This is a genomic window from Paenibacillus silvae (assembly GCF_014639235.1).
Lineage (GTDB): Bacteria > Bacillota > Bacilli > Paenibacillales > Paenibacillaceae > Paenibacillus > Paenibacillus silvae.
On the sequence record NZ_BMFU01000002.1, the window covers coordinates 804473 to 830610 of the forward strand.

A 26138-nucleotide genomic window follows, 5' to 3' on the forward strand; every position below is an offset into this window, starting at 1 on the left:
TCACCTTCACTTCACACTCATCTTCATCTTTACTTTACACTCACCTTCATCATCTCACTTCAAGCCAAGGCTATGATGAAACGCTGCATGAAGCGAGCCGTATTGCTCTCGAATAGCCGTCGTCGAGCCTTCCCCGACATTTCGTCCATGATTCATAAACAGCACCTGATCCGCTATATCATGCGCAACTTCGAGCTGATGGGTAGAAAAAACGACCATATGCCCCTCTTGTTTGATCCCACTGAGCAGATGTACAAACTCCTGCATCCAGAACGGATCAAGTCCGTTCGTAGGCTCGTCCATAACTAGCAGTGCAGGCTTGGCAAGCATCGCCTGGGCGAACAAGATTCGCTGCCGCATCCCTTTAGAGAATGTGGTGACTCGTTTATGCTTCTGACTGTCCAGACCCACCATCTCCAATACTTCCTGTACTCGCTGCTTCGGAAGCTTGCGCAGAGATGCCCAGAACAACAAAGCCTCCTCCGCTGTGAGCCCTTGGCTGAATTGATAGTCATCCGGCATATATCCGATCTGATGGGCATACCGTTTGCGATCCTGTGCCCAGCGTAAAGAATTCACCGTGATCTCTCCAGAGGTCGGCCGTAAAATACCCGCTATCATTCGCAGCAGCGTACTCTTCCCCGCACCGTTTCCACCACATACTGCGAGTACATGACCCGCTTCCAGCTCAAAAGAAATCTCATCCACAATGAGTTGATTTTTGATACGTTTGCTTAACCCGTTCACTCTGACTTGCCGTTCATGCATACGAGCGCCCCCTTTCCCATATCGCGTAAACAATAAGGATCGAGCAAATCACCCATAACAGGCAAATACCGATAAATATTGCACTTCCGCCCGGCTGCTGGACCCATGTCACCCATTGATAATATTCGGGTCCCAGGATGGAGCCGCCGCCGAGCTTGATTACAATATACAGTCTCACCAGCTCAGCCGGGTTGAGAAAGGTCAGCAGCACCAGAAGTGGCTTGATCCAGAGATATGGCATCATACCCAATACGGCAAGTAACAATGCCGGCCAGCCGATAACGGCGAAGAACCAGATCGATACGGCTATCGTCAAGGCCTGCCAGCGGTTACGTGACAACGATCCAATCAAGAGCGCAATCCCGAGAAACAACAGAACAAGTCCGCAGGAAAAGGCAAGAAATAGCCCATATGTCAGCAGATCGATCGGATTGCCAAGCAGCCAGCTGATTACTCCCATCAGCCCGTATCCAAAGGCAACAATCGTCAACAACACCGCAGCCAGCCCAATATATTTGCCTGTAATGAAAGACAAGGTGCCTATAGGATACGTGGATAACAGCTGCCAGCTTCCGTCCTCCTTTTCAGCAGTCAACGAGAAGGAGCCCAGAAACAGTGTCATCAAGGGTAAGAGATACAGAATCAGATTCAGCATCGAACCTGTCGTGCTTGAGTATCCCTGCACCGGATTCTGCGCATTTAGCATTAACAAGCTTAAACTGAATGTACAAAAGAGGACCAGAAACGAATACGCCCAGGGATTGCGAAATCCTGTTTTCAACTCTTTCCTGGCGATCTGTATCATGTCAGACATTGCATTCACCATTCCTTATCAGCATCAGTGATGACCCGAGTTCTCTTTCGATTGGCCCTCTTGATGGTCACCTTCACTCATATCATGATCCGAGCCTTGTTCCATATCATGATTCGTTCCGTCCCCGTCATGGCTGTGTCCATGTCCATCGCCTTCCATGTTCATGTTATCCATATTTTGAGTCCAGTCATGGGCGGCCAGTTCATCTGCTGTCATGATTGTGCCTACACCCTGCTCCGCTACAAATGCTTCAGCTGAAGCCTTGTCCTTGAAGTTCAACACACCATAAGCCATCGGTGTCTTCAGGGAAGCATCATACACATACGTCGCTTTGCTGAATTCAATCCATTCTTTGTCATTGTAATCCCGAACATAATCCATGCCGATATTGTCCGTTCCGTTTTGTTTCTTCCATTCATTCATACAGCCGACATCATCAAATTTGTAGTTTTTACCGTCCTTCGTTGTGAGCTGTGTAGCAAATGCATCATCCTTCACTTGCATATTGCAGATTGCACAGATATCCACTTCCTCGTTAATTGGTACAGCCGCATATTTCTGTCCGCAAGCCGTTAACATCACTGTGCCCAGAAGCAGCACCATCGCCAGTATCCATCTTTTATTCATTTTCTCCATACCCCCATATAGATCATCGTACTTGCAGATAAACCGACCAGAACCAAACCAAGCAGCCCCACCAACCCTGATCGGGTGTGCCCATCAACTGCAGCTGCTCCTGTATGTTCTTCTCCGATTCGAATCTGCGGTGTTTCGTCGGTTGTCCAGCTGCTCTTGCCTTCCGAATGCAAATTACTCAGAAACACCATGCCGGGTGATTGAAAGAACAGCTGATATGCAGCATTCCGACTGACCAGCTGCTCATAGAACGGATTGATCGCATAAGACAGCTCGCTCATCCCATCCTGATTCACGTCGAGTCCCTGAAAGGAATCCCAATAATTGCCCTTCATTTTGTTGACTTTACTGTCCATGGCAGATGCATCAATTACGTTGGAAACAAACCGATTTTGCGTGAACGTATTGTCCTCTGCCAGCACCATCTGGATTCCCACAAAGTTACGCGTAATGTCGTTATCCCGAATTTCGTTATTCGACGATTCAGCAATATTCATGCCAACACGGTTCCCCTCAACCGTATTGCTGGTAATTTCGGACTGGTGTACGTCATAGAGCAAAATGCCTTGAGAATGCACATTTGTGCTTTGCTTGCGGAACGTGTTACCTGTGACAATCGTGTTGTTCACACCCATGATCATGCCGCCCGTCATATTTTCTTCTCCCGTATTGTTCAGCACAGTGGAACCGTCGATATACATGCAGTGAATGCCATACCTTGTTCGAAGTAACCGATTATCCTGTACCCGTGCGTTCCGGCTGTTCTCCAGGTAGATTCCGTCGAGCACGCCCTGAATGTGGTTCCCCTCAATCCGACTGTTATCCGAATTCAGGAGATCAATACCGTTTCCTTTTTGCGTGCTAGAGGCTGTGCTTGCCCCTGCCCATTCAATCGTGTTGTTACGCAGCACCGCTGAATCAGCATCACGCAAGAGCAATCCAGCGCCTTTCGTGTGAATGGTAAGCTCACTAATTTCATTATCGCTGCCCGTTATGTGCACAGCAGCAGCTGGCTGTACTCCATGATGCTCCATCGTAAAACCACGAAGCTTCACATCGTCAGCCTGAATGAATATCGCAGCTTGATCCTGCTCGTTAATAATTGTTACAGCAGCATCACCAATCAGAGTAAGTGGTTTATGAATAACTACCGGACCCGAATAGGTTCCCGCTTGTAACTGGATCACAGCACCTGGGTTCGCATTATCGATAATGGGCTGAAGCGGAATCGGTTCCCGGTTGGCCTCCCCTGCCCTGGCTGCTTGCAGCGGGAGCAGCAGTATAAGGAACAGGGCAGCGGTCATCATGAAACCAACTTTAAGAAAAGGCAGCCAGCCCGGCCCTAATCGTTTGTTTGTAATACTTTGATCGTTCATGTTCAGGATGTATATGCCCCCGTTTCCTCTGCTTTTCCCCTCCATTGCATCGTCACTTTCCTCCATTCTTTCTTGATTCTTTGTACAAATTAAGCGTTATTACAGTCCTTTACACAGTGTATCGAAAATGCTTCAATTCCCATATAGCTCCATCAGGCTATAGGCTTGTTCGTTTTGTGTCCAAATTGTGATGGAACGAAAAAAAGCCGCCACATGGGCGACTTTAGAACATGAATTATTCAAATGTATAGGTCCAGAACCGCTCGCGTCCGAAACGCGCCTGAAGCTCCTCATCATTCAACTTGCGGTTGCCCATCAGCTCTGCGGCCTGGAACTGCGAGCGGTGGGCACGAATGGAAGCCAGCTTTTGCTCCAAAAACCCGCTGACATCTACCGTCACATCCGGTTTGCCAATATGCTGCTCATGATTGTTGGAGAAGGCTACGCATTGCACGACAGGACGCTCGTCCACTGGAAGACGGCTTATCGTTCTGACTACTGCAGCTCCAGTTGCATCATGATCAGGGTGTACGCTGTATCCCGGATAAAAAGTAAAGACCAGCGTGGGCTTGATTTCCTCAAGCAGGGCCATAATGCTGCCATCCAGCAGCTGAGGGTCCTCGAACTCTACCATTTTATCGTGGAAACCAAGCATCCTCAGATCCTGAATCCCGATGGCGCTTGCTGCTTCAATAAGCTCATTTTTACGAATGGAAGGCAGCGTTAAACGGTTTGCAAACGGTGGAATCCCCATGTTCCGTCCCATCTCGCCCAAAGTCAGGCAAGCATATGTAACCTGTGCTCCACGATCAATGTATTTGGCTAACGTACCCGATACCGAGAATGCTTCGTCGTCTGGATGGGGATAAACCACCAGGATGCGTTGGTGCTCATCTTGTGCATTCTTTGTCATATGTTGTTCCTCCGCTCCCATTAGAACTTCTCCCGGCTCAGCTGTAAAGCCACAACCAGTTTGCCTTGGCTGTCATGGCCAGCCATAATCAATTTTTCTTGTTCCTGCTCATCAATATGTGTAAGTCCTTCAGCATAAACCCAGCCATCTGTCGTTTTCAAACCGACACGGTATGGTCCCTCACCAGAAATAGAGCCTTGTGTATATCGAATGGCCGCATTGGTTATAAAAGCTGAAGCTGGATGCCGTGAACTATCGTAATGTTGAGCGTAAGCGCCCGTTGTCATTTCAAGATGCATATATACATCCTGATTAACAAGGCGATCGAGCCGAAGCTGGATATCTTGTGGTTGTATCAGTTGCATGACGGCCTCCCTGTTTCATGTAAAGTGTGAACTCTATTTTATCATATGCAACAAGGAATATACATTCAAAGCTGGCTTGCTGCATAAAATGAGGTGGTCTGCCTCAGATGTATTCACTAAAACAGGAACATTCTTCTGTCTATTTTTCTATTTTTCATAGGTCACCTGATCGATTACATTAGATATAACAGAAAGTATTTGAAACTCATCAGAATTCAACATTGCCGATTCATAGTTTTAAAAGGAGCTGCTCCCATGAAATCCATCATTCAGTTATTACATTTTGGCTATCATCAAGCCATGAGCTGCATTTTTCCTGTAGCTATTTTTGGAACGCTCGCTCTTTCAACCGTTATTCCATTCCCTTCTATCTACCGCTATGATGCAATCCTGCTTATTCTGCTTGCTGTACAATATTTGATGTTCCGCAGCGGGCTGGAAACATTGGATGAGATCAAGGTCATCTGTGTGTTTCACCTGATTGGTCTTCTTCTCGAAATCTACAAAGTACATATGGGATCATGGTCATACCCTGAACCTGCGTATAGTAAAATTTTAGGTGTTCCACTCTACAGCGGATTTATGTATGCCAGCGTGGCAAGCTTTATGTGTCAAATCTGGCGAAGACTGCGCATGGATATGACTGGCTGGCCGGGTCTGCTTCCCTCTGCACTGCTCGGCGGAGCCATCTATCTCAATTTTTTCACGCATCACTTTATTCCGGACTTTCGCTGGTGGCTCACGGCTCTTGTATTTGTGGTCTTCTGGAAAACGTGGATCATCTACAGAGTGCGATCCGTTACTTACCGAATGCCGTTGTCCCTTGCGTTTATCATTGTCGGATTTTTTATCTGGCTGGCCGAAAATATCTCTACTTTTCTAGGGGCCTGGAAATATCCCGATCAGCATGAAAGCTGGCACCTGGTCAGCTTCAGCAAGATCAGCTCCTGGTTTCTGCTCGTAATTATCAGCGTAATCATCGTTGCACAGCTTAAATATGTGAAAGCGAAAAGGAGCGTGCAATCCTAAGGGAGAGTTGGCCTGCGGATCACTATCACATGGAAGAAATTCGTTGACCATGATCAAAGAGAGCGCTAAAAATGCAACCGTTACGATTATAATCTTAAAAATGCTTCTCTTCCCTTTACTCATGTTCAAGCCTCCTTCTTAAAAAAAGCCGCCAATCGGCGGCTTCATCTTATTAAGGTCGCATAGTCATGCCTTAGGCAACTCTGTTGAAGATTGTTCATATGTCCTGTCCTGAATTAATATTCTCCAAGGAATATCACCTCGGTTTCCAGTTCCACCTGGAACGTATCCCACACTTTTTTCTGAATAAACTGAATCAGGTCCTCATAATCCTTGGCTGTGGCATGATCCACATTCACGATAAAGCCTGCATGCTTCATCGAAATTTCAGCTCCCCCGATGCGGGTGCCCTGAAGCTGACAATCCTGAATCAGTTTACCTGCAAAATATCCCTCCGGGCGTTTAAACACACTTCCGCAAGATGGGTACTCCAGGGGCTGCTTCGACTCTCTGAGAAATGTCAATTCATCCATCTTGCTGGCGATCTCCTGCTTGTCACCTTGGCGTAGCGAAAATTCAGCATCGAGAATAATATAATGATCCATCTTGAAGAGACTGTTGCGGTAACTCAGCTTCATCTCTTCTCGCGGGATAACAACAACGTTGCCTTCACGGGTAATAACAGTTGCCTGCTCAATAACGTCAGCAATCTGGCCGCCATAAGCGCCAGCGTTCATATAAAGAGCGCCTCCTGTACTGCCAGGAATGCCGCAAGCAAATTCCAGCCCGGTCAGGCTATGTGCCAAAGCAGTACGGGATACGTCAATAATATCCGATCCGCTCTGTGCCATAATGCGCGTTCCCTCTACCTTGATCTGGTCAAAGTGGCTTAGCGAGATCGTTACCCCCCGGATGCCTCCATCCTTGATAATCACGTTAGAGCCTTTACCAATGACGGTCAGCGGCAGCTGATGACTGTTCGCAATCTCTACTACTTTGGTGATCTCCTCCACCGTAGTCGGATGCACGAGAATGTCCGCTTTGCCTCCAATTTGAATAAACGTATGGTTTTTTAAAGGTTCATTAAATTTCACTTTTTCACTAGGTATGTGGTTCTCAAAAATGTTCATGATTTTCTCTCCCTGCGTTCTTCAAAAAGAACATGATTCCTACATTGTAAATCGAAACACACTCCGATGACAATCTATATAAGTTGAACTAAAGAATTTACACATACCACTCCGATGACAGAACAACCTTCCAATCGCTGTTATCCCCAGATTTTTCGATTCCCTTTTCCAAAGGGAAAATCCGGTGATAAAGGCGACCGCTACGCTTTTCCAGGTTTTTTCTGTCCTCTTCGTTCACGTGTAAAAGAATAGTTTTACTTATATTTCCCTGTACAGACCGATGAAATTCAACCGTATACTATAATGATATTCGCCTGTTTATTGAATAGGTACTCAAGTACAAGCTAAATTATAAATGAACATGAATATTTGAATAGGTTGGCATAAAAACAATAGCGCTGCGGATTTATCTACCGCAGCGCTTGAACATTCTACCACATATTCTGGATATCATCTATCTTTTGAGTAAAACCCCGGTTCATTCCCGTCCGTCGACTGGAAGATCAGTCTTCGTCAATTCAGCGGATAACGTCCATAACCGAACAGCCTGATCCGGATCGATAGCATATGGCTTCACACCGTAAAAAGCACCGTCCTCGGGAGCCATCTCACTGATATTACAATCTTCACAGTACACTCCGCCCATGCCTTCAAGCTTGGGAGCCGTTGCGGCCCACACTTGCGTTGCAGCTCCCTGTTCAGGTGATTTGAACGCCGGGTTAGCCACATTGCCATCTTCATCTATCCAGCCGAGAGCCACCATCTCTTCTTTGGGCATATGGCGCTGTAAGGGAGTCATAATACCACCCGGATGAACTGCAAACGCACGAACGCCATGCTGCTTGCCAAGTCTGTCCAGCTCCACCGTGAACAAGCTGACGGCTGTTTTGGATTGGCCATAGGCCGGAAACTTCTCGTATCCCTGTTCAAAATGGATATCATGCCAGCGAATCGGAGAGAAATGGTGCCCTGTAGAGGAAAGTGATACGACGCGCGCCCCATCCCCACTAATCAGAGCTGGCCATAATAGATTGGTCAAAGCAAAGTGCCCCAGATGGTTCGTGGCAAATTGCGCTTCCCAGCCTGGTCCTACTCGTGTCTCGGGGCATGCCATAATGCCTGCATTCAGGATCAACATATCGATACTGCGTTTGCTTGCCAGAAAACGCTCGGCAAATGTACGAACACTCGACAGATCGGCAAGGTCAAGCTCATCAACCTCTACATTTTCCAAGTCCGTCAAAGCTTCACGCGCAGCTTCGGGTCTACGTGCAGTTACAACAACATGTGCTCCCGCACGAACCAGTGCACGAGTAGTCTCCAGTCCCAGACCGGAATATCCGCCCGTCACTACGGCGAGACGCCCTGATAGATCCAGACCGCGTAAAACCTCAGCCGCTGTACTGCTCTTGTCAAAACCTGAATTCATTTTTTGTTGTGGTGTTTTTGTATTTTTGTTCATATCCATTCAATTTAGCTCCTTGTACTCTCATTAGTAACTGTAATTGCTAATAGTATTGATCCCGGTTGGGACTTCTATAAACAGTCTACACCTTAGAGTAAACTCGAAGTCAAATAATGCCCGTTAAGAGCAAGGGACGAAAAAAGCCGCCATTACGGCAGCTTTACTCTACTTCTGATGGATCTGGAAGATATCGCCAGCGTTACCGCCAAAAACGATAAATCCTTTCTTCGGAAGCTTGGTTGTCTGTTCACCAGTCGCGATGGAGAACTGCAGCACCTGACCTTGATCATCATAAACCGCATAGCCGCCGTGCTCCGGAGAGTTCACTGTTATCGTTTTTTCTGCAGATTCCCCACCTATGGCATACCATCGTGCTTGACCGTTCGCTGGAATGGTTGCAATCCCTGATTTTCCATCAAAAATCGGCCGAATGGCCTTTTCCGAGATATACTGCTGTCCGTTCTGGGTGAGAATTTCAGCATCTCGTTTCTTCGTTAATTCCAAGTCAAAAGCATCTCGGCCGTTCATGATCGGGATTTCAGCCACATTGACGCTGTGATTCACATCCGTAATTTTCGTCCCGCTTACATAGCCTTGCTCTGCGTTGACCTTGAAGCTTTTAATCAGCTGGGATGGAACCAGATAGAAAATCGATGTGATTTTTTCGTCCAGCGCAAAATATTGCAAACCGTTCCGTGCAGACCACTTCTCCTGGGTGACGGTATCCAGTTTGTTATGCTCCAGCTTCTGATAATCATACGTGCTCATCCCCATCTGTCCCAGTCCCGGCAAGCTAAGGTATCCTTGAACTTTCACATAGGTTTTGGCATTGTGTTCCTTCACAAAGCTCACCTTCACACTTCCGTCCTTGCTGGTAAAATACCCGTCACCTGTATACACATAACTTTGTTCAGCAACCAGTCCGCCCAGCATAGCTGGTAATGTGAATGCTGCATTCTGAATATCGATTTCCGTGGTTGCACCAACGGTCCCATACAAGCCGGAGTAATCATTCAGCTCATCAGGCATCTTGGTTTGAGCTGGCGCAGAGAAGGTGCGATCCGGTTTAATGTTATCAATGATGCCTTTTTCCTTCAGTACTTCCAGCAACACTTTCGTGGCAAACATCTGATCAAAGATGGAAGAACCACCCGAAGATAATACAGCCATGGAGATGTCATGCTCTGGAATTGTAATTAATGAAGCGTGATACATTATCGTATCGCCACCCTTGGTAAGTGCCTTAATGCCATACTCACTAAATGGAGCAAGCTCAACGGCATCCCAGCCAAGGCCGAAGTTGAACGAATTGATTTTGTCAGATACCCATATGCCTTTACGATATTCAGGACTTTGCATAGCCTTGACGGAAGCATCTGATAGAAGATCCGGGCGGTTGCCCATTAGTACCTCAGCAAATTGCGTTAACTCTTCAGCCGTTGAATAAAAACCACCAGTGCCGATGATATTTGCATTTTCAACAGGCATTTTCGGTTTGAATGTTGGCCAATAGGTCTCAGCTAACCTGTCTCTATTGAAAGAATCCAGCGGTGTTTTCGTTGAATCCAATTGCAACGGCTTGCTGATAAACCGTTCCACATATTTGCTGTAACTTAGCCCACTCACGCGCTCTACGAGAATCTCCAGCAATTGAAAGCCGTCATTACAATAGACCGAGTATTCGCCAGGCTTCGATTTGAGCCGTTCCGCCTGAAGTTTGTTCAGTAATTCATCATGGTTACGCGTGTCGTTATCATCAAACAGCATGCTGTTCCCATACTGCGATCCGTATAACCCGGATGAATGGTTCATTAACATACGCGGTGTGATTTCTTTATAGCGGGAATCTGCCATTTTGAAATCGGTAATATACGTGGTAAGCGGCTGATCCAGGCCAACCTGACCAGAATCGACCAGCATCATAACCGCAGTTGTCACCACCATTTTGCTTACGGAGCCTATGCCGTACATGGTGTCTTTGTGCACGGCTTTCTGGCTTGCTTTGTCATGAAATCCAGCACCATCCGATAAAATAATTTCCCCTTCGTCCATAATGGCATATTGCAGGCTTGTGACACCGTAATTTTGAACCAGCATGTCAGCGATTTGTTTAGCTTTCCCTTGGATTGTCTGCTTTGCATCCGCCTGGGCTTTGACCCCGGATACAGGCATGATGACGAGCATGAAGGCACATAAAACCGTGATTATCCTTTTCATTCAGACTTCCTCCTTTGGATAGATATACATGAATGGATTCATCATACCCGGCCAAGGCGTTGCCTGCGGAAAAGAACCCCGAATGGAAAAAAACAACCCCTGAACGACAGTTCAGACGTTGTTTGTGTTGTAAGGAAGAACAACCATGTTGTTAAACGATCGCTGCCCTTGCTCAATGGTCATGTGCCCTCCATATTTGCTGCATATTCTGGATATATTGGTCAGGCCAAAACCATGAAATTCTGAATCCGTTTTGTCACTTTTCAGATTAGCTTGCGGTTGAGACGTATGATTCATAATCTGGATTACCAGTGCAGTAGCTGTAGAATGAATGGACACTAACATATAGCGATCTTCGGCAATCCGTACTTTTTTGGATGCTTCAACAGCATTATCCAGAATGTTGCCAAGCACCACACACAAGTCGTATCGTTCAATGCCTACATGCTGGGAATGCAGCTGTATGCGCGTATCAACCCGAATTCCGTTTGCCTGCCCAACCGCCAGCGTATTTGTAACCAGAGCATCGATGACCAGATTACCGCTATTCACTCGTTGGTAAGCATGTTCGATCGCATTCAAGGTTACATGCATATGCTCAGTTGCTGCTGTTAACTCATTGCGTTTCACACATTCTTCGATATATAAAAACTGTTGATTGATATCGTGGATAATACTTTTAATGCTCTTGAAACTGTGTACGGTCTTCTCATAATTGGCATCCTGATAATCCATCTGCCGCTGCAATTGTTCATTCTCATGAGCAAGCTGCGCTCTCTCTACGACATTATCGAACACATACACAATGAACACGTTGAGAAAAAGGGAACCCAGGACCGAAAAAATATAATAGATATTTTTTTCGCTATATATTGAAATGACATTAATCTGGTACACCGTAATCACAGTGACGATCAAAAATAAAAGATAAGACCGATAATGCACACCAAAGCTCCTGCGTTTGGCAATGAGATGAACGATGGGAATTACAACAAACATGATACTGCATCCTAACAGTAGAACTTTGGAGAACAGCCATATAGCTTCCGGGCCATAGACAGCCTCTTTAAGGTAGTCGATGCCGTCAATCACACTTACAACATAAACTGAAATGATATTTACAATTGTTAGTAATGCTGCATACATTACCGTAAACATAATCTTCAGCTTCAATTCTACCCGGTAGGAATGTGCCAAAGTAAAAATAAAGATCAAAGCAAGTGCAGTCGAAAGAACAGAAGGTAACCGTATAGCCAGATACAAGAAATTTAACAGGACAAAGACAATTAAATAGATTGTTCTGCGAGATTTGCGTCTGGTCTTGCCCAGCACAGAATCAAAATAATAATTCGCTTGAAAGGTCATGAGCAGGGTCATAAAAATGACGGGTACCAGATGCAGGATATTCATCTTACTGAGCCCTCATGATCATATATTTGGTATACGTATCCTTGACTTCTTTGATTTTGGAACGGCCTATGGGCAATGAGGTTCCATCCAGCATTGTTACTTGTGACCCCGTAAACTTGTGAACATGCATCAGATTGATAAGAATGGAGCGATGAATCTGCATAAAACCATGCTCTTTCAGCGTGGCAGCATAAGTCGATAAAATACCTTTTGTTTCATAGGCGTGATTACTAGTGATCACCTTTAGCTTGTTTTTAACCGTGAGGCTTTTGATGACCTCAATCCATAAAATATCTTCATATTTCAGCATCAAATCATCGTAATCCGATTTAATCACAACGTACTTTTTATCCATAGCTTGAAAATACTGATGAAGTTTGACCAGCTTCTCTTCCAGTACGCTCTCCTGAATGGGCTTGATCAAATATTGAAACGTCATGACATCGAAACTTTGAACCATATACTCGGGATAACTGGTCAGAAACATGATCTGCACATCCATGATCCTCATTTTCCTGATTTCATTTGCTGTCTGTATACCATTCATCCCGCCCATCTCAACATCAAGAATAAGCAGATGAAACGTATCCCCATGGTCCTTATAATATGTGATGAGCTCTTCTCCCGAGCTGAACATCATGGTATGAAACTCCATATCCGTTTTGAGGGAGATTTTGGCCAGCATGTTTTTTACAATTTGCCTCTGCTGTACATCATCATCACATATGGCTATATGGTACATTTAATCCCGCCTTTCGTTAATGCAGATCCATTCAGTCATTCTATTAATATACTATGTTGCCTTCCGCAGTAACAGAAATAAGGACGAAGTGCATACAGCAGACCCTGAGCAGCAAAAATTGCAGGGTTGGGCTCTGCTGAGCCATAACCCAGAACACAGGAAAAAGGACAATGCAGTGGTTTACACTGCCTCGTCCTGATTGTATATCTCTTTCAATTACAGGCTTAAAAAAGGGTTGGAACCATACCGCCATCCATGCGGATGGGTGATCCTCTGAAGCTTGAAGCGAATGGGCTGCATACAAAGGCAACCAATTTTCCGATTTCAGCCGGCCTGATGAATCGCTGCAGCTCGGATTGAGGCAGATTTTTTTTCATAAAGTGAATTTCTTTGGCCTCGAAATCAAGCAATTCATCTACATAGATGCTTTCGATGATGCTCTGAACATTCTCCGAAAGGGTTGGACCCGGAAGGATCGTATTCACGGTTACTTCTGTTCCGGCTGTGAGCTTGGACAGCGTTTTGGACAGAGACAACAGCATGCTCTTGGTCATGCAGTACTGCGGCATCTGACCCGACGGCATCATTGCTTCTGCCGTATCTCCAACAAGGCTGGAGTAAGCCTGCCATATGGAGAAATATTGTTCCTGAGTGACCTCGGATTCATGGATAGAGGAAGGAATCACATTGGCCTCTTCCGCGATATCGTGCATTGTAATGCCAAGTTGATTTAAACTATCCCAGAAGCCGGGATGTATTTTGATCCCGGGTGAAAAAGCAGCCTTCATGGTTATAAACTCCTTTGTTATCTGTCAGGGAATTCAGCTTCTATCTTACCCTCTATATAGCAAAACACGACTGACCAACAGTGGTCAATCGTGTCTATATACGACTATTCGATAAGTGCGGCCTTGATTAATGCATTGACCCTTGAGTTATAGAGCAACCCGATATGAGTCACCAGATTAACCGAAACATTGTTCGCGCCGTCCAGCCTGGACAAGGCAGGCGATACAATGGTATCACTCGTTGAATAGATCGAGGTCACTCTAATGCCGTCTGGTGCTCTGCTTGTTGTCAGTCGATTCGCCCCGCCCAGCGTAATCAGTTTATCCACTTTATCTATGCCACCACGGTTTAATATGTAATACAGGCTGTTGGCTCCGCCCATACTATGAGCAACGATATGGACTTTGGAATGCCCCGTTTGGCGAAGCACATCATCCACAAATCGACTGATTGCCGCAGAATTTAACAGTTGATTCCCAGCTTTGCTCGGGAGATCAATGGCAAATAATTCATCACTTGACCATCCCTCTCCCCGCAGATATCTCTCAATTAAAGCAAAATTGCTGTCTGACCCGGTTAAACCGTGGACAAAAACGATTGGCGTGCGTTCAGTTGCAGCAGAAGCCTTCAAACTCTGTCCCATGCCAGGCAAAGTAAAAATAAAGACCATGCTCATACAAACCATTAGCAGCAGCTTTAACTTTCTCAAAAAGATCATCCTCCTGTGAAATGAGATATCCATATTTTACAATTTTAAAATTGGAAATAAAATGGAACTTTAGTCTCATTTCACCAATTGAGCACGATGTTTACTTCTAATACTTTTGTCGAAGCAGCGCTAAGGTTTTTAACTTACTTGACTCATTATACTGCCTGACTACCCCTCCACGATATCTGCATGCAGATGGGACGCTACTTCCATCATCACCGGAACGATTGACTCATTCGAAATAGTAACGTATAACTCCCCCATATATAATCGGAACGGATACTGTTGTCCTTCATGCTCCCACATAAAGAAATCCCCTTCAATGGTCATCGTACTCTCCGCTCTAACGATATTCAGTACTGTGGAATAAGTAAATTCCCGCTTGGAGGCAAAATAAGCTTTGCATTCTTCCAGAGAGATTTGTTGTTCCGCATTGTTTTCCTGCAACGATCTGGTTATTTTAAAGCGCTGATTCATTTTGTTATGCCCCCAACTTCATTTAATTTGTGTTTTCAATTTCAAATCATAACAACGTATTTTCTCATTTCATCCTGGCTATGTCAAAGTACACGTCAAGATTGTTGATATGCAACCTCAATTAGATCATCATGAGCGCTCGTCCATGCGAACTTGCTCACATTGAATATAGTATTCTATCTCATTGATAAGGAGGAATATTACATGACCAAGTTTCTTGATGAGAGAATGTCAGTGAATGCAGATACTTTTAACTCCATTGCCACTCCTATTCCAGTCATTAATACACCTACGTTATTTGCACAGATCGGGTTATTGACTGCAGGCTCAGGCTCCAATCCGAGAGTTTCTCTGAAAGGCACGATAACAGTCGAGCTTCCACGCGCTCTTTTTCAAGTCCGAATTACGATTGTACGAGGTACTGCCGCAACCGATCCTCTCATTTATTCCGCCAATCACACGTATGGCCTGGATGGATTACTTGTGCCCGAGGTTATCATGTTTGCTACCACTGACTATAATCCCCCTATTGCTCCACAGCTAACCTATACTGCATTTATCAGTACCAATCTGCTTGGTACCATCCGGGTAGGTCCCGAAAATTTTGATGGATTTATCGTATCAGATTAAGCTTGGGTTATGACCTCCCTATACTCTCTCGTATTGGAACAATATGAAAATTTTGTTATGATAGAATTGCTAGTACCTATGATCTATAAACTTGCAAGAATTAATTAATAGACTTGTAGAACATAATGCTGAGTCGATTTCAGATCAATTATATGTGTTCTTATTGGATTCATGGAGTATACGAAAACAACCACACCTGGAGGTCCATTAATCATGTTGATGCAACGTACTGGAAAAATCGCTGTTACAGCCTTGCTGACTCTGTCCATGATGGGCAGCATACCCGCAACCCATGCCGATAAACTTCTTGCCGCTCCCGCCATTTCCGTTCAACTGGATCAAGTACCGTTGAAGTTCGATGCTGCGCCGCGTATTGATCATGGGGTAACCTATGTTCCATTCCGCACAGTCGGAGAAGCTCTTGGCATAGATATTAACTGGAACAGCAAGACACAGACCGTAACTGCAGTGAACACATCGAAAGGAAAAACAACGAAGGTTGTGCTTCAGGTGGGAAGCAAGACCGCCACTGTAAATGGTACCAAAGTGCAGCTTGCTGCTGCCCCTGTGCAGCGTGAGGGTCGTGTGCTCATTCCGCTCAGCTCGTTCAGCAGCCAGTTCGGTGTACGTACTGGATGGAATCAGGCTACACGAACGGTTTCCATGGTATCACCTCAGCGAGAGATGCACCTTAGAGCATTCTATGCCGTAAAATCATACCACGAGATTGATCTGTTACCCTCTATGAATTCGGTTGCTTTTGGCTGGAGCCGGATTGATCGGGATGGTGAGTTTACACTGGAAGGCAAAGAATATCAGATTCCGCCCGCTGCTGGTGAAGTCACACCTGAATCTATCGTAGCTGGTGCCACTGAACAGCAAATTCAGCCGAGCCTGATGGTTTATGCGCTTGATGGAAACGGAGAATTAACGAAAATGCTGAGTGACAGCACGCTACGGCAAAAATCGATGGATGGCATTCAAGCAGCTGTACAGGAGTATGGCTTTGGCGGTGTGGTGCTTGATTTTGAGGGACTTGGCTTCAAGCTGGATGCATCCCAGCAGCAGCAATTGCTTAATCAATATGTAAAGCAGCTCAGAGAGGTGCTTCCGTCCAACATCAGCATTTCTCTGGCCCTTCCTCCGCTTAATAGTGCTTATAAAGGATACGACTACAAAACACTTGCGTCCATAGCGGACGACCTTATCATTATGGCGTATCAATACAATCCTGTGGGGACTAAGGCCCAAGTGCCTGAACCGAACAGTCTGGTCGATCAAGCCATACAGCTTGCGCTGCAGGCGGGTGCACCGAAAGAGAAGTTGCTGCTCGGTATTAATTTGAACAGTGAAACATCTTCATCCGTGAACGACAAGCTGGGACTTGCCAAACGTTACGATGTTAAAGGAGCCGCCTTCTGGCGACTAGGTATATTCCGCTTGCACGGTTCAGGAATGGAAGATGCCATCCATGACTCTGTTGTCAAAGAATAGTTAACCCTCAACCCGCAATTATATGTAAATACAGCGGAGAATCACATGTCGATACGAACGTGTGATTCTCCTTTGCATGTAGTATTTTTTTATTTCAGCGCCTTGTCCACACCACCAAATAACAGCTTGACTACTGCACCCGGTCCCGGCAAACTTGGATCAAAGAGCAGCAGGATACCAATAACCGCGCTAATTGCTGTAATCCCTCCTGTAATCCACCTGACCTTGTTCTCTTCACTATTTTTCCATTCGACATATATGATGGTTGCTGCCAACAGCAGCAACCCAAGAACCGAGCCAAGCTTGACCATGACACTCCCTGCCTTTCCTGTATCTGAACTTCTTAAATGGATCTATGCTTATTTTTCGTTCTCATCGGGAATCCCCTGTGGACCCGTTGACTTGCCTGAACGCACTACCTTGGCTTTCACCTTAATCTGTACATCGAGATCAGGATAAATCTTCTCCCAGTTCTTCTCTTGCTTTTTCCATTGCTGCGGATAAAATCTGCGAAATTCAACAGCAAAATGATACAAGTCTGCTCGCATCTCCTGCTGTGACAGATGCAGTGCAGCCTGAGCCAGTTCCTGCAGTTTTTTTCCCCACTCCTGTTCCAGCTCTTTAAGAACGGTAGGGTCTGTCAGGTCACCATCCGTTGTGTTCAGCACCACTTCTCCCTGGGTTTCAACATTAACCAGCATTCGCCACTGGCCATTGGTGATTTTCGGCTTTAATTTTGTTTTAATGTCTAACAGCTGGATAGAAAAAGAGCCTTTGGAGGATCGGAATTCCACAGGCATAATAATGTTGTTAAGATCCTTGGCAAGCAGCAGCACACCAACTGTTAACGGTTCCGTTATGGTTCGAACATAACGATCTTTCTTGTATAAACTTAATCCTTTAATATAAGGTGTTGTTGCGAGTTTGTCCTTCTCGTCCGGCGGCGGCAGAGTCAGCATGCGCGACAAAATGACCGATTCGCTGGGTCCTTCAATGGATTTTGCCAAATCCAGCACTGATGTTCGAGTACCGAGCCTTAGATTAGCCATCTCACGCAAAGATTCAGCTGAGCTTCTTTCCAACGGATCAAGCAAAGCCAGTATTCCTTTGGCAGACTCTGTCGTGGAAAAAACATAAGCATGCTCCCTGATCTGCGGGTATCGCAGAAAAAAGTCAATATACTCACGCAGTCCATGCTTGCCCGCATCCTCGTTAATCACAATGACTTCGCAGTGTCCCCAGAACATATTTCGGGGAACTTTACGCTGCAAACGATTCAGAGCTTCTGCGATGTTTCGACCCTCAGCTGTTCGGATTAACGTTACTCCACTGGGACTTCCGCCACCCCCGGTACTATCTCCTCCACCTGCTTTTCGCGGAACGAAAATCTGAGCGGTAAGATGAACCTTGTCATTCTCATAGTCCACACCTGTTGCCAGCACAATTGCCAGATCGTTAATTTCAATCCGATCCCAGCAGCCACTTAACACTACGCAGGACAGCAAAGATATAAATGTTATTAGCATGCGCCATGTTCGTACAATTCTCATCATCTGATCAGTGACTCGCCTGTTTCTTGCGTGCATGCGACCACCCCTTCTTCAGCCATGCAAGACCATACGTAAGTCCAGGCAGCACCAATAACACACTGATGGTATACAGATTGGCAGATGCTGTAATCAAGCTGGATAAACCAGAGCCTCCGGTCGCTACCCAATAGGAAAATACCAGTGACATGAGGGAAAGTGGCCATACCAGTGGTTTATAGTTTCTCATGCCAAACCACTCCGCAGTGGAAGTAACCGAGATATACAGGAACACAGATATCTTGACAAAAATACCGAAAATCCAGATGGCAATAATCAGCGATTCAATATGCTGCAGAAAGTCCGCAATTGTAATGTATCTTGCAGCAATCATGACCGGGAAAACAAATGTATCCGTTAAATCTCCGATCAAAAACAGACAAAACACATTGGTGACCGTCATCGCAACTGTCGTCAATACCAGAGAACCGAATAGAATATGTGTCGCTCTTTTTTTCTGATTGACATAGGGCATTAGGAAAGCAATAACGATATATTCACTGAACCACGCTCCTGGCGCCATAGCTCCTTCCAGAACAGGCAGCGGTCCATTTTCCATAAACGGGAACAGCTGGGCAGGATTGAGTTCACCGATTAACAGTACAAAAATCAATGCCAGAAGCACGATCACAAGCGTAACAAAAATTTGCGCTGTTCTTCCCACCACTTCAATACCAAGTCTTACATTGATTGCACAAACGATAATCATGGTACCCACTATAACAAACATCGGTGTACGCGGCAGGGCATTGTTAGCAATAAACTCGCCATATTCACGGACAATGGTGCCCGTGAGGTGAGGCATATAGAGTATGTAGATTAATCCCAGCAGCTTTCCAGGGATACGACCGGCAATGGATACACTGGATTGAATAAGGGTCTTTCCCGGGTACATCCGATGCAGTCCAAGCGATAGACCAATACTAGCAATCCCGAATAAGGACCCAATTGCAGGTGTCATCCACATATCATGACCGGCATAATGCATCGTAATTCCTGGTACAGACAGGATGGCTGTCGCAAGGATGGCCGGGAAAATCATGAATGCCAGCTGTGTTACAGATATTTTTCCTTGATCGGGTAACATGATTTCCCCTCCCTCCCACTCCTGTGTTATATACGTTAACGTGTTTTATTCCAAGGTGATGGGCGCCACCACACATCCTTCACTTCTTTGGACATTGTAGGTGCAATCGGCGACAGATAAGGCGTTCCAAACGAGCGCAAGCTGCTGAGATGTATAACGATTACGATAATGCCCAGCATAACACCTGTTAGTCCGAGTGTTCCTGCAAGAAGCATGACCGGAAATCGCAGCAAACGAGTAGCAATGCTGGCGGCGTAACGAGGAATCATAAATGACGCTATGCCCGTAATGGCGACAATAATGATCATCGGTGCGGATACAATACCTGCTGTGGTGGCTGCCTGACCGATAATCAAGGCGCCAACAATGCTGACAGCAGAACCGACCTGCTTGGGCAAACGCACCCCTGCCTCACGCAGCGCTTCAAAGGCGATCTCCATAATTAGTGCCTCCACCAGAGCTGGAAAAGGAATCTCCTCTCTCGCTTTGGCGATACTGAGCAGCAGTACTGTTGGAATCATCTCCTGATGATAGGTTGTTATCGCCACATAAGCAGATGGAAGCAATAACGATAACACATAGAATGTGTATCTTAGCCATCGTAGAAATACACTCATGAATGCATATTGATAATAATCTTCGGGAGATTGCAGCATGGAAAACAAAGTAACAGGTGCGATTAGAGTAAAGGGTGTACCATCAACAAGAATGGCAAACCGCCCTTCCAGCAGATTGGAGGCAACCACATCCGGTCTTTCGGTAGCAATCATCTGTGGAAATGGAGAGTGACGCTGATCAATGATATCTTCCTCAATGTACTGACTTTCCAGAATGTCTCGAACTCTAAGGTTGTCCAGCCTTTTTTCTACTTCCTGTACCAGCTTGAAGTCAATGGCACCTTCCACATAAGCCAGCGCAACACTTGTATTGGAGCGTTCACCTACCGTGCGAGTACGAAATTTCAGCGCTGGTGTTTTCAGTCGTTTGCGGACCAGTGATAGATTGGTTGCCAGGGCTTCCGTAAACCCGTCTCTGGCACCACGCACGGTGGATTCCGCTAGCGGCTCTTCCGTCGAACGATTAGCTGCTTTGTAAAGTGGGTACACCGTTGCAACATTAGAACCCTCCAGTAGAAGCAGTGCTTCTCCTTCCAGGATCGCTTCAGCAGCCTGTGTAGGGGTTTCTACTGTTTTGACCGATGCCATAGGCACCTGGGCTGCTTCAATTCCAATCTCCTGAACAGGTGTTAACACCTGACGTTCCAGACGTTCCGTATCGCACAGACCGAGACAGTATACACAGAGTGCCGGGACGAAGCCCGCCGTTTCGAAGGAATGAAATACGACATCTGAACAGTCAGTAAATACAGCTCGCAGTGTATTTTCATCGTTTACTAGAACGCCTGTCAAAGGCAGGTCCTGATATGCAGCCTCGTTCGGCTTGCTCTTTGAATCAGCATCTTGGTTTGATTTTTCTTGGTCTGACGTGCCTTGTTCCATCTCTTGATCAGAGCCTTGCTTCGACTCTTGTTGCTGTTCTGACTTCGAAGTCTGGTTTGTGCCCTTCATCAGCTTCACTCCTTTCTACGGCATCGTCCAAGTATTCTCAGTAAAAGATATCATTTGCTTCCGTGACCATAAATATGCAGCAAACATGACAAAAAAAGCCGCTTCGGGAGCGACTTTTTTCAAGTAAATGCTTTAGATTGTGTGTCCGATGAGATAATAACTATCCTTTAACAGCACCTAGTGCAACACTCCCGATAATCTGCTTGGAGAATACCGCGAACACCACGATAATTGGCAAAATAGAAATCGCCACCCCGAGATATAACAATCCATAGTCCATGCCGTAATATCCCTGTACAAGGGCAACCAGCACCGGAAGCGGATATTTGTCCAGCGAGAAAAACAATACGAGCGGGGTTAGGAAATTGTTCCATGATCCGATAAACGTGAAAATACCGAGAGCCGAAATGGCTGGCCCAAGAATGGGCAGCACAATCTGGTTAAATGTTCTGAATTCATTGGCGCCATCCACCCGGGATGACTCAATGATCTCGTCAGGAATGCTGCTTTCCATAAACTGTTTGATAAAAAAGACATTAAACGCATTTGCTGCCGCAGGTAAAATAATGGCCGCATAGCTGTCAAGCAGGCCAAGTGTACTGAAAAGCCGATAAACACCGATGAGTGCCAGCTGGCCTGGAACCATCATCGTTGCGAGCAGAAACAGGAACAGACCGGTGCGGCCCTTAAAGTTAAACTTGGCAAATCCGTAGGCGGTCAACGCGCCGATATACAGCGATAATACCGTGGAGCTGCCAGCGATGAAAAAACTATTGGCGAAGCCGCGCCAGATGTTGATTTTGGACGCCATATTCACATAATTGTCCAGCAGATATGTGCCTGGCAGAAACGTAAAGCTGGATGCAATCGATGCATTGTTATGTGTAGAATAGATCAGCATCAGGTAGAACGGAATCACACACAATATAGCGAGGGCGATCAGAAACAGATAAATGAGGATTTTCCCCAATGTCAGCCGCTGGCGCAGAGCATGATGCTGAAGCACGGCCTCTCGCTGCGCGGCAACCTTAGCAGTTTGCATACAATCTCTCCCTCCCTATGAACGGCTCTTCCGCTTGGTCATGATAAACGATGCAACGGATAACAAAATAATGATGATAAACAGGCAGAACGCGATTGCAGCTCCGTAACCAAATCGGGTGCTCTGGAACGCAACATTATATAGATACATAATACTGGTCATCGCAGCCCGATCCGGCCCACCGTTGCCATTGGTCAGTGTAAACGGCTGGTCAAAAATCTGAATGCCTCCGATGATCGACGTAATGATCTGAAACAAAATAATCGGTCTGAGCATTGGCACGATAATGTGCAGGAAGATATGTTTTTTCTTCGCACCATCAATCTGTGCCGCCTCCTGCAGTGCGGGGTCAATCCCTTGCAGACCTGCCAGATAGATGACCATCGAGTAGCCGAAGTATTGAAAGAACAGGATGGAGGATACAATCAGCCGCATAAACCAGGGGTCATTTTTCCAATTGATCGGGTCTTGAATTAGCCCTGTCTGTACGAGAAAATGATTCAGTCCTCCCGACTGCCAATCAAAAATGAGACTGACGAGCAAGCCAAGCGAAGCCGCTGTAACAATGTTCGGGAAAAAATAGACTGCCCGGAAAATATCCCGTCCCTTCAGCAGCTTGTCGTTTAGAATAAAAGCCAGCACAAGTGACACTGTCAGCTGCGGCACGACCGAGACACCCCAGATAAAAAGTGTGTTGAAGAGCGTTTTATAGAAAAGCGGGTCTTGAAGCACAGCAACGTAGTTACCGATCCCGACGAACTCCGGCGTGGTTATACCGTCAAAATTCGTGAAGCTGATATACAGCGAGTACAGAATCGGGTACAGTCCAAAGATAGCAAAGATGATAAAAAACGGAGCGATAAAATAATAGCCATAGTGGTCCTTGCGAAGTGTTTTGGCAAACATGTGCTGTCCTCCCCATGATCAACTTGGATATGACTGCTCTCATGAATCTCGCGATTGATAGGTGGTTCTGTCATCGGAGTGCTCGTGTAGCCATCGTGGTTCAACTTACTCCTACTCCACCTCTAGCTCAGGGAATCGCAGGCGCACATCACGTTTGATGCGTTTCACCACGTCCTCCTTCGTCTGGATATCACCGTTCAGATACAGCTGCAGCAGGTTTCTATAGATATCCGTATTGATGATGCCGTCATATTTGGTACGTTCGTACACCGGGACCTGCTTGGCTGCCTCCGAGAAAAATTCAAAATGCTTTTGTCCGCCAAGGTAAGCCGAGGTTAGCGTTTCTGCCAGCTCATCATTCACCACCATGTTGCTCGTAAAATAATCCTGCTCTTTCGCCAGTCCTTTCAGAAACTCATGATTAAAGTTATAAAACTCAATGAATTTCCAAGCGGCATCTTTCTTGTCACTCTTGTTGTACATCGCAATATAAGTCCCTCCTGAGCTGAAGGAGGATGGCCCGTGTGCCAAGCCCCATAACCCTTCGGTATCCGGTGCATTCGCTTTGAATGTAAACTGCAGCCCCCAAGTCGCAGCGGGATAAAACATCACTTCACCTTTTTGCATAGATGCTGCATAACCTGCACTTCCATCCTCGTATTCAGCAAGAACACGCCGCTCACGCGCCTCACGAACCAGATCAAGCACCTTCAGGTACGTGGGATCAATAACCAGCTTGCCGTCCTTCACCCAGGGAATGCCGTCATATGAGTTCGCGATACCATTCCAGTTGGCAAGTGCATGCACCTTGTTGCCGCTCTGCTCCTGCACCTTCTCTCCGATCGCAAAAATTTTCTCCCACGAATCTATCTGTGCACTCACCTTATCCGGGTCATCCGTCCCCAGATATTCCTTCGCCAGATCGCGGCGATAATAGATGCCTCCAGGTGTTCCCTGATAACCAATCGCTCTGACATTCCCTTCACTATCCTTCTCGTTGGCCTGTACAAAAGGATATTGCTCTTTGATCAGCTCGGCGGCATTATACGGCGGGGGTGACAGATTTTCCAGATATGGCACATCAATCAGTTCCCTGATATTTCCGTTCTCAATCATAAATACGTCCGGGGCCTTTGAGCTGGTCTGAAGTGCTGATTTGAGCTTGGTAAGATAGAAGTTACCCGGTATATTCACAAAATTCACCTTGATATCCGGGTACTTTTCTTCGAATTTCTCAATGGCATAGCCTGCCTCATCCGTGAAACTCCAGACCGTGATTTCCTGCTGCTTCATGTGATTCGATGCTCCCGTCTGGCAGCCTGTAAACACCATGACTGCGCCTGCAAGCACCATAACCGGCATAGCCCATCGCTTAAACCATCTCTTCATAAGTACCCTCCCCAAAAAGGAAACGCTTACAATTTACTTGAGTATATGAATTTGAGCGAGAGCTTTCTCCACAAATATTGTCAATCATCCTTGATATTTTGCGATATTGGACCGATGACGCTTGCGGAATTCGGAAGGTGTGCAGTTATTGTATTTTTTAAAAAGACGATTATAAGAGTTCACATTGTTAAATCCGTGACTGATCGCAATCTCCAGAATGGAGTCTTGACGGAACAATAGTGCCCATTCGGACTTGATAATGCGAAAATGATTCAAATATTCCATCAGCGTAATGCCCTTGATCTCTTTGAACAGCTTGCAGATATGGAACTTGCTGAACTTCATATGCTCTGCCACCTGCTCCAGCTTGATCGGATCGGCGTAATGCTCCTCCAGATATTCGCAGACCGCTTCAAGAAACTCGAACTTTTTGGATGGTAATCCGCAGGGCCAGCATGGTGCTGTATGATTTGCATCAGCCGGAGGGGCTGTACGGAGCAGCAAGACGATCAGATCGTACAGCCGGGATACCATGAGCCAGCGGTAACCGGGTCTCTGATTTTTTTTCTCAGCAGCAATAGCTTCTACATACGGTCCCGGATTGCCCTGACTGCTGGCTTGAATTAAAGTCGTTTGATTAAAAAGTGCCCCCAGCTCCTGCATCTCCACTTCACTTGTAAAGCTTCCGGTCAATAGTTCAAGCCGAAACAGCAGAATCGTCAACCGTTCGGTTCCCGGCAAAAAATAGTGTACATCCCCGGGCTTGATCAGAAGCATATCTCCTTGGTCCAGCTCCAGAATCTGCTCGTTGACGCCAATCCGTGCCTTCTTACCATTCACGACCACAAGCTCTACCTCATCATGCCAATGTGCGGCATAATTGAATTGTGCACCTGTATAAATTAACCGAATGGGAAACCCGTCGGCCATGTGACCTGTTTCCAGAAAAGTAGGTACGCCCATATGCTTCGCCTCCTCATTTTTCCACACACATCTGCCTTATGCTTCTATTCATATGCCTGAATGAACTCACCCTGCTCTCCTATTCTAACTAAAATTGGGCTGCATATCCAAATCAACAGTATCAAGCTTTCTGGTTAGGGCTTTGTCATACAGACGTGATAATATAAGCAGTGAACATCTAAAAATCGGAGTGGTAAACATGAAATTTAGCGAATTTAAAGTGGGACAGCGTTACGAGACGGCGGCGATTACTCTGAGCAAAGAGGATATTATGCGTTTTGCGGAGATGTACGACCCGCAGTATATGCATCTTGATGAGGAAAAAGCGAAAAAGGGACGTTTCGGCGGGCTGATTGCCTCGGGCATGCAGACGCTGAATGTATCGTTCAGGCTGTGGATTGATGTAGGCATCTATGGTGAGCATATCATTGCCGGGACAGGCATGAATCAGCTTCAATTTCTCAAGCCTGTATATCCGGGGGATGAGCTGCATGTAATAGCCGAGGTTATTGAACTACGTCCCAGACGAGCAGGTAACGGTACAGTAACCGTACTGCTGAGCACCTACAACCAGAAAGGTCAGAACGTATTTCGGGCAGAGCTGAGTGCATTGGTTGATAATTAAGAGGCGGC

The 26138-nt window shown here is 46.1% G+C and carries 25 protein-coding genes and 1 pseudogene; 4 read left to right on the forward strand and 22 right to left on the reverse strand.

Annotated elements, in window-relative coordinates; all coding sequences use genetic code 11:
• Window positions 1–54: 54 nt before the first annotated feature.
• The 6 genes from ccmA to IEW26_RS09520 all read right to left on the reverse strand — a co-directional run bounded on the left by ccmA (window position 55) and on the right by IEW26_RS09520 (window position 4872).
• Window positions 55–768, reverse strand: a complete 714-nt coding sequence (ccmA, locus tag IEW26_RS09495; RefSeq protein ID WP_188592196.1) for a heme ABC exporter ATP-binding protein CcmA — start codon at window positions 766–768, stop codon at window positions 55–57.
• Window positions 761–1582: an ABC transporter permease gene (locus IEW26_RS09500; protein WP_188592197.1), complete on the reverse strand. Its 822-nt coding sequence runs from the start codon at window positions 1580–1582 to the stop codon at window positions 761–763. The genes ccmA and IEW26_RS09500 overlap by 8 nt, the downstream gene beginning before the upstream one ends.
• A gap of 24 nt (window positions 1583–1606) precedes the next feature.
• Complete coding sequence (locus IEW26_RS09505) at window positions 1607–2209, reverse strand: nitrous oxide reductase accessory protein NosL (protein ID WP_229729759.1); 603 nt, start codon at window positions 2207–2209, stop codon at window positions 1607–1609.
• Window positions 2206–3639 carry a right-handed parallel beta-helix repeat-containing protein gene (locus tag IEW26_RS09510; protein WP_229729760.1) on the reverse strand — a complete coding sequence of 478 codons (1434 nt, stop codon included), beginning with the start codon at window positions 3637–3639 and terminating at the stop codon, window positions 2206–2208. Before IEW26_RS09510 ends, IEW26_RS09505 begins: the two co-directional genes overlap by 4 nt.
• A gap of 190 nt (window positions 3640–3829) precedes the next feature.
• Window positions 3830–4507 (reverse strand): bacillithiol biosynthesis deacetylase BshB2, encoded by a 678-nt coding sequence (bshB2, locus tag IEW26_RS09515; RefSeq protein ID WP_111271239.1) that lies wholly within the window; start codon window positions 4505–4507, stop codon window positions 3830–3832.
• Between the two features lie 20 nt (window positions 4508–4527).
• A complete protein-coding gene (locus IEW26_RS09520; protein WP_111271225.1) occupies window positions 4528–4872 on the reverse strand; it encodes a YojF family protein in 345 nt (114 codons plus the stop codon).
• Window positions 4873–5127: 255 nt separating this feature from the next.
• Between IEW26_RS09520 and IEW26_RS09525 the strand changes: the two genes are divergently transcribed.
• The gene (locus tag IEW26_RS09525; RefSeq protein WP_188592199.1) at window positions 5128–5901 is read left to right on the forward strand and encodes a DUF817 domain-containing protein; all 774 of its coding nucleotides are present in this window, start codon (window positions 5128–5130) and stop codon (window positions 5899–5901) included.
• A gap of 236 nt (window positions 5902–6137) precedes the next feature.
• Here the strand turns inward: IEW26_RS09525 and murB are convergent, their stop codons facing one another.
• The 8 genes and pseudogenes from murB to IEW26_RS09565 form a co-directional block, all read right to left on the reverse strand.
• Window positions 6138–7031: a UDP-N-acetylmuramate dehydrogenase gene (gene murB / locus IEW26_RS09530; RefSeq protein ID WP_145402394.1), complete on the reverse strand. Its 894-nt coding sequence runs from the start codon at window positions 7029–7031 to the stop codon at window positions 6138–6140.
• A gap of 478 nt (window positions 7032–7509) precedes the next feature.
• The gene (locus tag IEW26_RS09535) at window positions 7510–8499 is read right to left on the reverse strand and encodes an SDR family NAD(P)-dependent oxidoreductase (protein WP_308423451.1); all 990 of its coding nucleotides are present in this window, start codon (window positions 8497–8499) and stop codon (window positions 7510–7512) included.
• A gap of 162 nt (window positions 8500–8661) precedes the next feature.
• Entirely contained in the window at window positions 8662–10713 is a 2052-nt protein-coding gene (locus tag IEW26_RS09540) for a serine hydrolase domain-containing protein (RefSeq protein ID WP_188592200.1), read from the reverse strand.
• Between the two features lie 111 nt (window positions 10714–10824).
• Window positions 10825–12123, reverse strand: a complete 1299-nt coding sequence (locus tag IEW26_RS09545; RefSeq protein ID WP_188592201.1) for an ATP-binding protein — start codon at window positions 12121–12123, stop codon at window positions 10825–10827.
• Between the two features lies 1 nt (window position 12124).
• Complete coding sequence (locus IEW26_RS09550) at window positions 12125–12865, reverse strand: LytR/AlgR family response regulator transcription factor (RefSeq protein ID WP_145402397.1); 741 nt, start codon at window positions 12863–12865, stop codon at window positions 12125–12127.
• Window positions 12866–13089: 224 nt separating this feature from the next.
• A pseudogene (locus IEW26_RS09555) lies at window positions 13090–13458 on the reverse strand (SDR family oxidoreductase); the annotation flags it as partial.
• A gap of 299 nt (window positions 13459–13757) precedes the next feature.
• Window positions 13758–14372, reverse strand: coding sequence for an esterase/lipase family protein (locus tag IEW26_RS09560; protein ID WP_188592202.1), 615 nt, complete (start codon window positions 14370–14372; stop codon window positions 13758–13760).
• 159 nt (window positions 14373–14531) lie between these two features.
• Window positions 14532–14840 (reverse strand): hypothetical protein, encoded by a 309-nt coding sequence (locus IEW26_RS09565; protein ID WP_188592203.1) that lies wholly within the window; start codon window positions 14838–14840, stop codon window positions 14532–14534.
• A gap of 204 nt (window positions 14841–15044) precedes the next feature.
• Here IEW26_RS09565 and IEW26_RS09570 point away from each other — a divergent pair, with 204 nt between their 5' ends.
• Window positions 15045–15470, forward strand: a complete 426-nt coding sequence (locus tag IEW26_RS09570) for a hypothetical protein (protein ID WP_145402402.1) — start codon at window positions 15045–15047, stop codon at window positions 15468–15470.
• 213 nt (window positions 15471–15683) lie between these two features.
• Complete coding sequence (locus tag IEW26_RS09575) at window positions 15684–16964, forward strand: stalk domain-containing protein (protein WP_188592204.1); 1281 nt, start codon at window positions 15684–15686, stop codon at window positions 16962–16964.
• An 89-nt stretch (window positions 16965–17053) separates the two neighbouring features.
• Here the strand turns inward: IEW26_RS09575 and IEW26_RS09580 are convergent, their stop codons facing one another.
• The 8 genes from IEW26_RS09580 to IEW26_RS09615 form a co-directional block, all read right to left on the reverse strand.
• A complete protein-coding gene (locus IEW26_RS09580) occupies window positions 17054–17275 on the reverse strand; it encodes a hypothetical protein (protein ID WP_145402404.1) in 222 nt (73 codons plus the stop codon).
• Between the two features lie 48 nt (window positions 17276–17323).
• Window positions 17324–18550 carry a Ger(x)C family spore germination protein gene (locus IEW26_RS09585; protein WP_229729761.1) on the reverse strand — a complete coding sequence of 409 codons (1227 nt, stop codon included), beginning with the start codon at window positions 18548–18550 and terminating at the stop codon, window positions 17324–17326.
• Window positions 18522–19637: a GerAB/ArcD/ProY family transporter gene (locus IEW26_RS09590; protein WP_188592205.1), complete on the reverse strand. Its 1116-nt coding sequence runs from the start codon at window positions 19635–19637 to the stop codon at window positions 18522–18524. Before IEW26_RS09590 ends, IEW26_RS09585 begins: the two co-directional genes overlap by 29 nt.
• Window positions 19638–19672: 35 nt before the next feature.
• Window positions 19673–21205, reverse strand: coding sequence for a spore germination protein (locus IEW26_RS09595; protein WP_229729762.1), 1533 nt, complete (start codon window positions 21203–21205; stop codon window positions 19673–19675).
• Between the two features lie 160 nt (window positions 21206–21365).
• Window positions 21366–22247 carry a carbohydrate ABC transporter permease gene (locus IEW26_RS09600; RefSeq protein WP_111271209.1) on the reverse strand — a complete coding sequence of 294 codons (882 nt, stop codon included), beginning with the start codon at window positions 22245–22247 and terminating at the stop codon, window positions 21366–21368.
• 15 nt (window positions 22248–22262) lie between these two features.
• Window positions 22263–23153: a carbohydrate ABC transporter permease gene (locus IEW26_RS09605; protein WP_111271208.1), complete on the reverse strand. Its 891-nt coding sequence runs from the start codon at window positions 23151–23153 to the stop codon at window positions 22263–22265.
• 111 nt (window positions 23154–23264) lie between these two features.
• Window positions 23265–24542, reverse strand: a complete 1278-nt coding sequence (locus IEW26_RS09610; protein WP_188592206.1) for an ABC transporter substrate-binding protein — start codon at window positions 24540–24542, stop codon at window positions 23265–23267.
• Window positions 24543–24626: 84 nt separating this feature from the next.
• On the reverse strand, window positions 24627–25505 hold the full coding sequence (locus tag IEW26_RS09615; protein WP_188592207.1) for an AraC family transcriptional regulator: 879 nt from the start codon (window positions 25503–25505) through the stop codon (window positions 24627–24629).
• A gap of 199 nt (window positions 25506–25704) precedes the next feature.
• Here IEW26_RS09615 and IEW26_RS09620 point away from each other — a divergent pair, with 199 nt between their 5' ends.
• Window positions 25705–26130, forward strand: coding sequence for a MaoC family dehydratase (locus tag IEW26_RS09620; RefSeq protein ID WP_188592208.1), 426 nt, complete (start codon window positions 25705–25707; stop codon window positions 26128–26130).
• The last annotated feature ends 8 nt before the right edge of the window (window positions 26131–26138 follow it).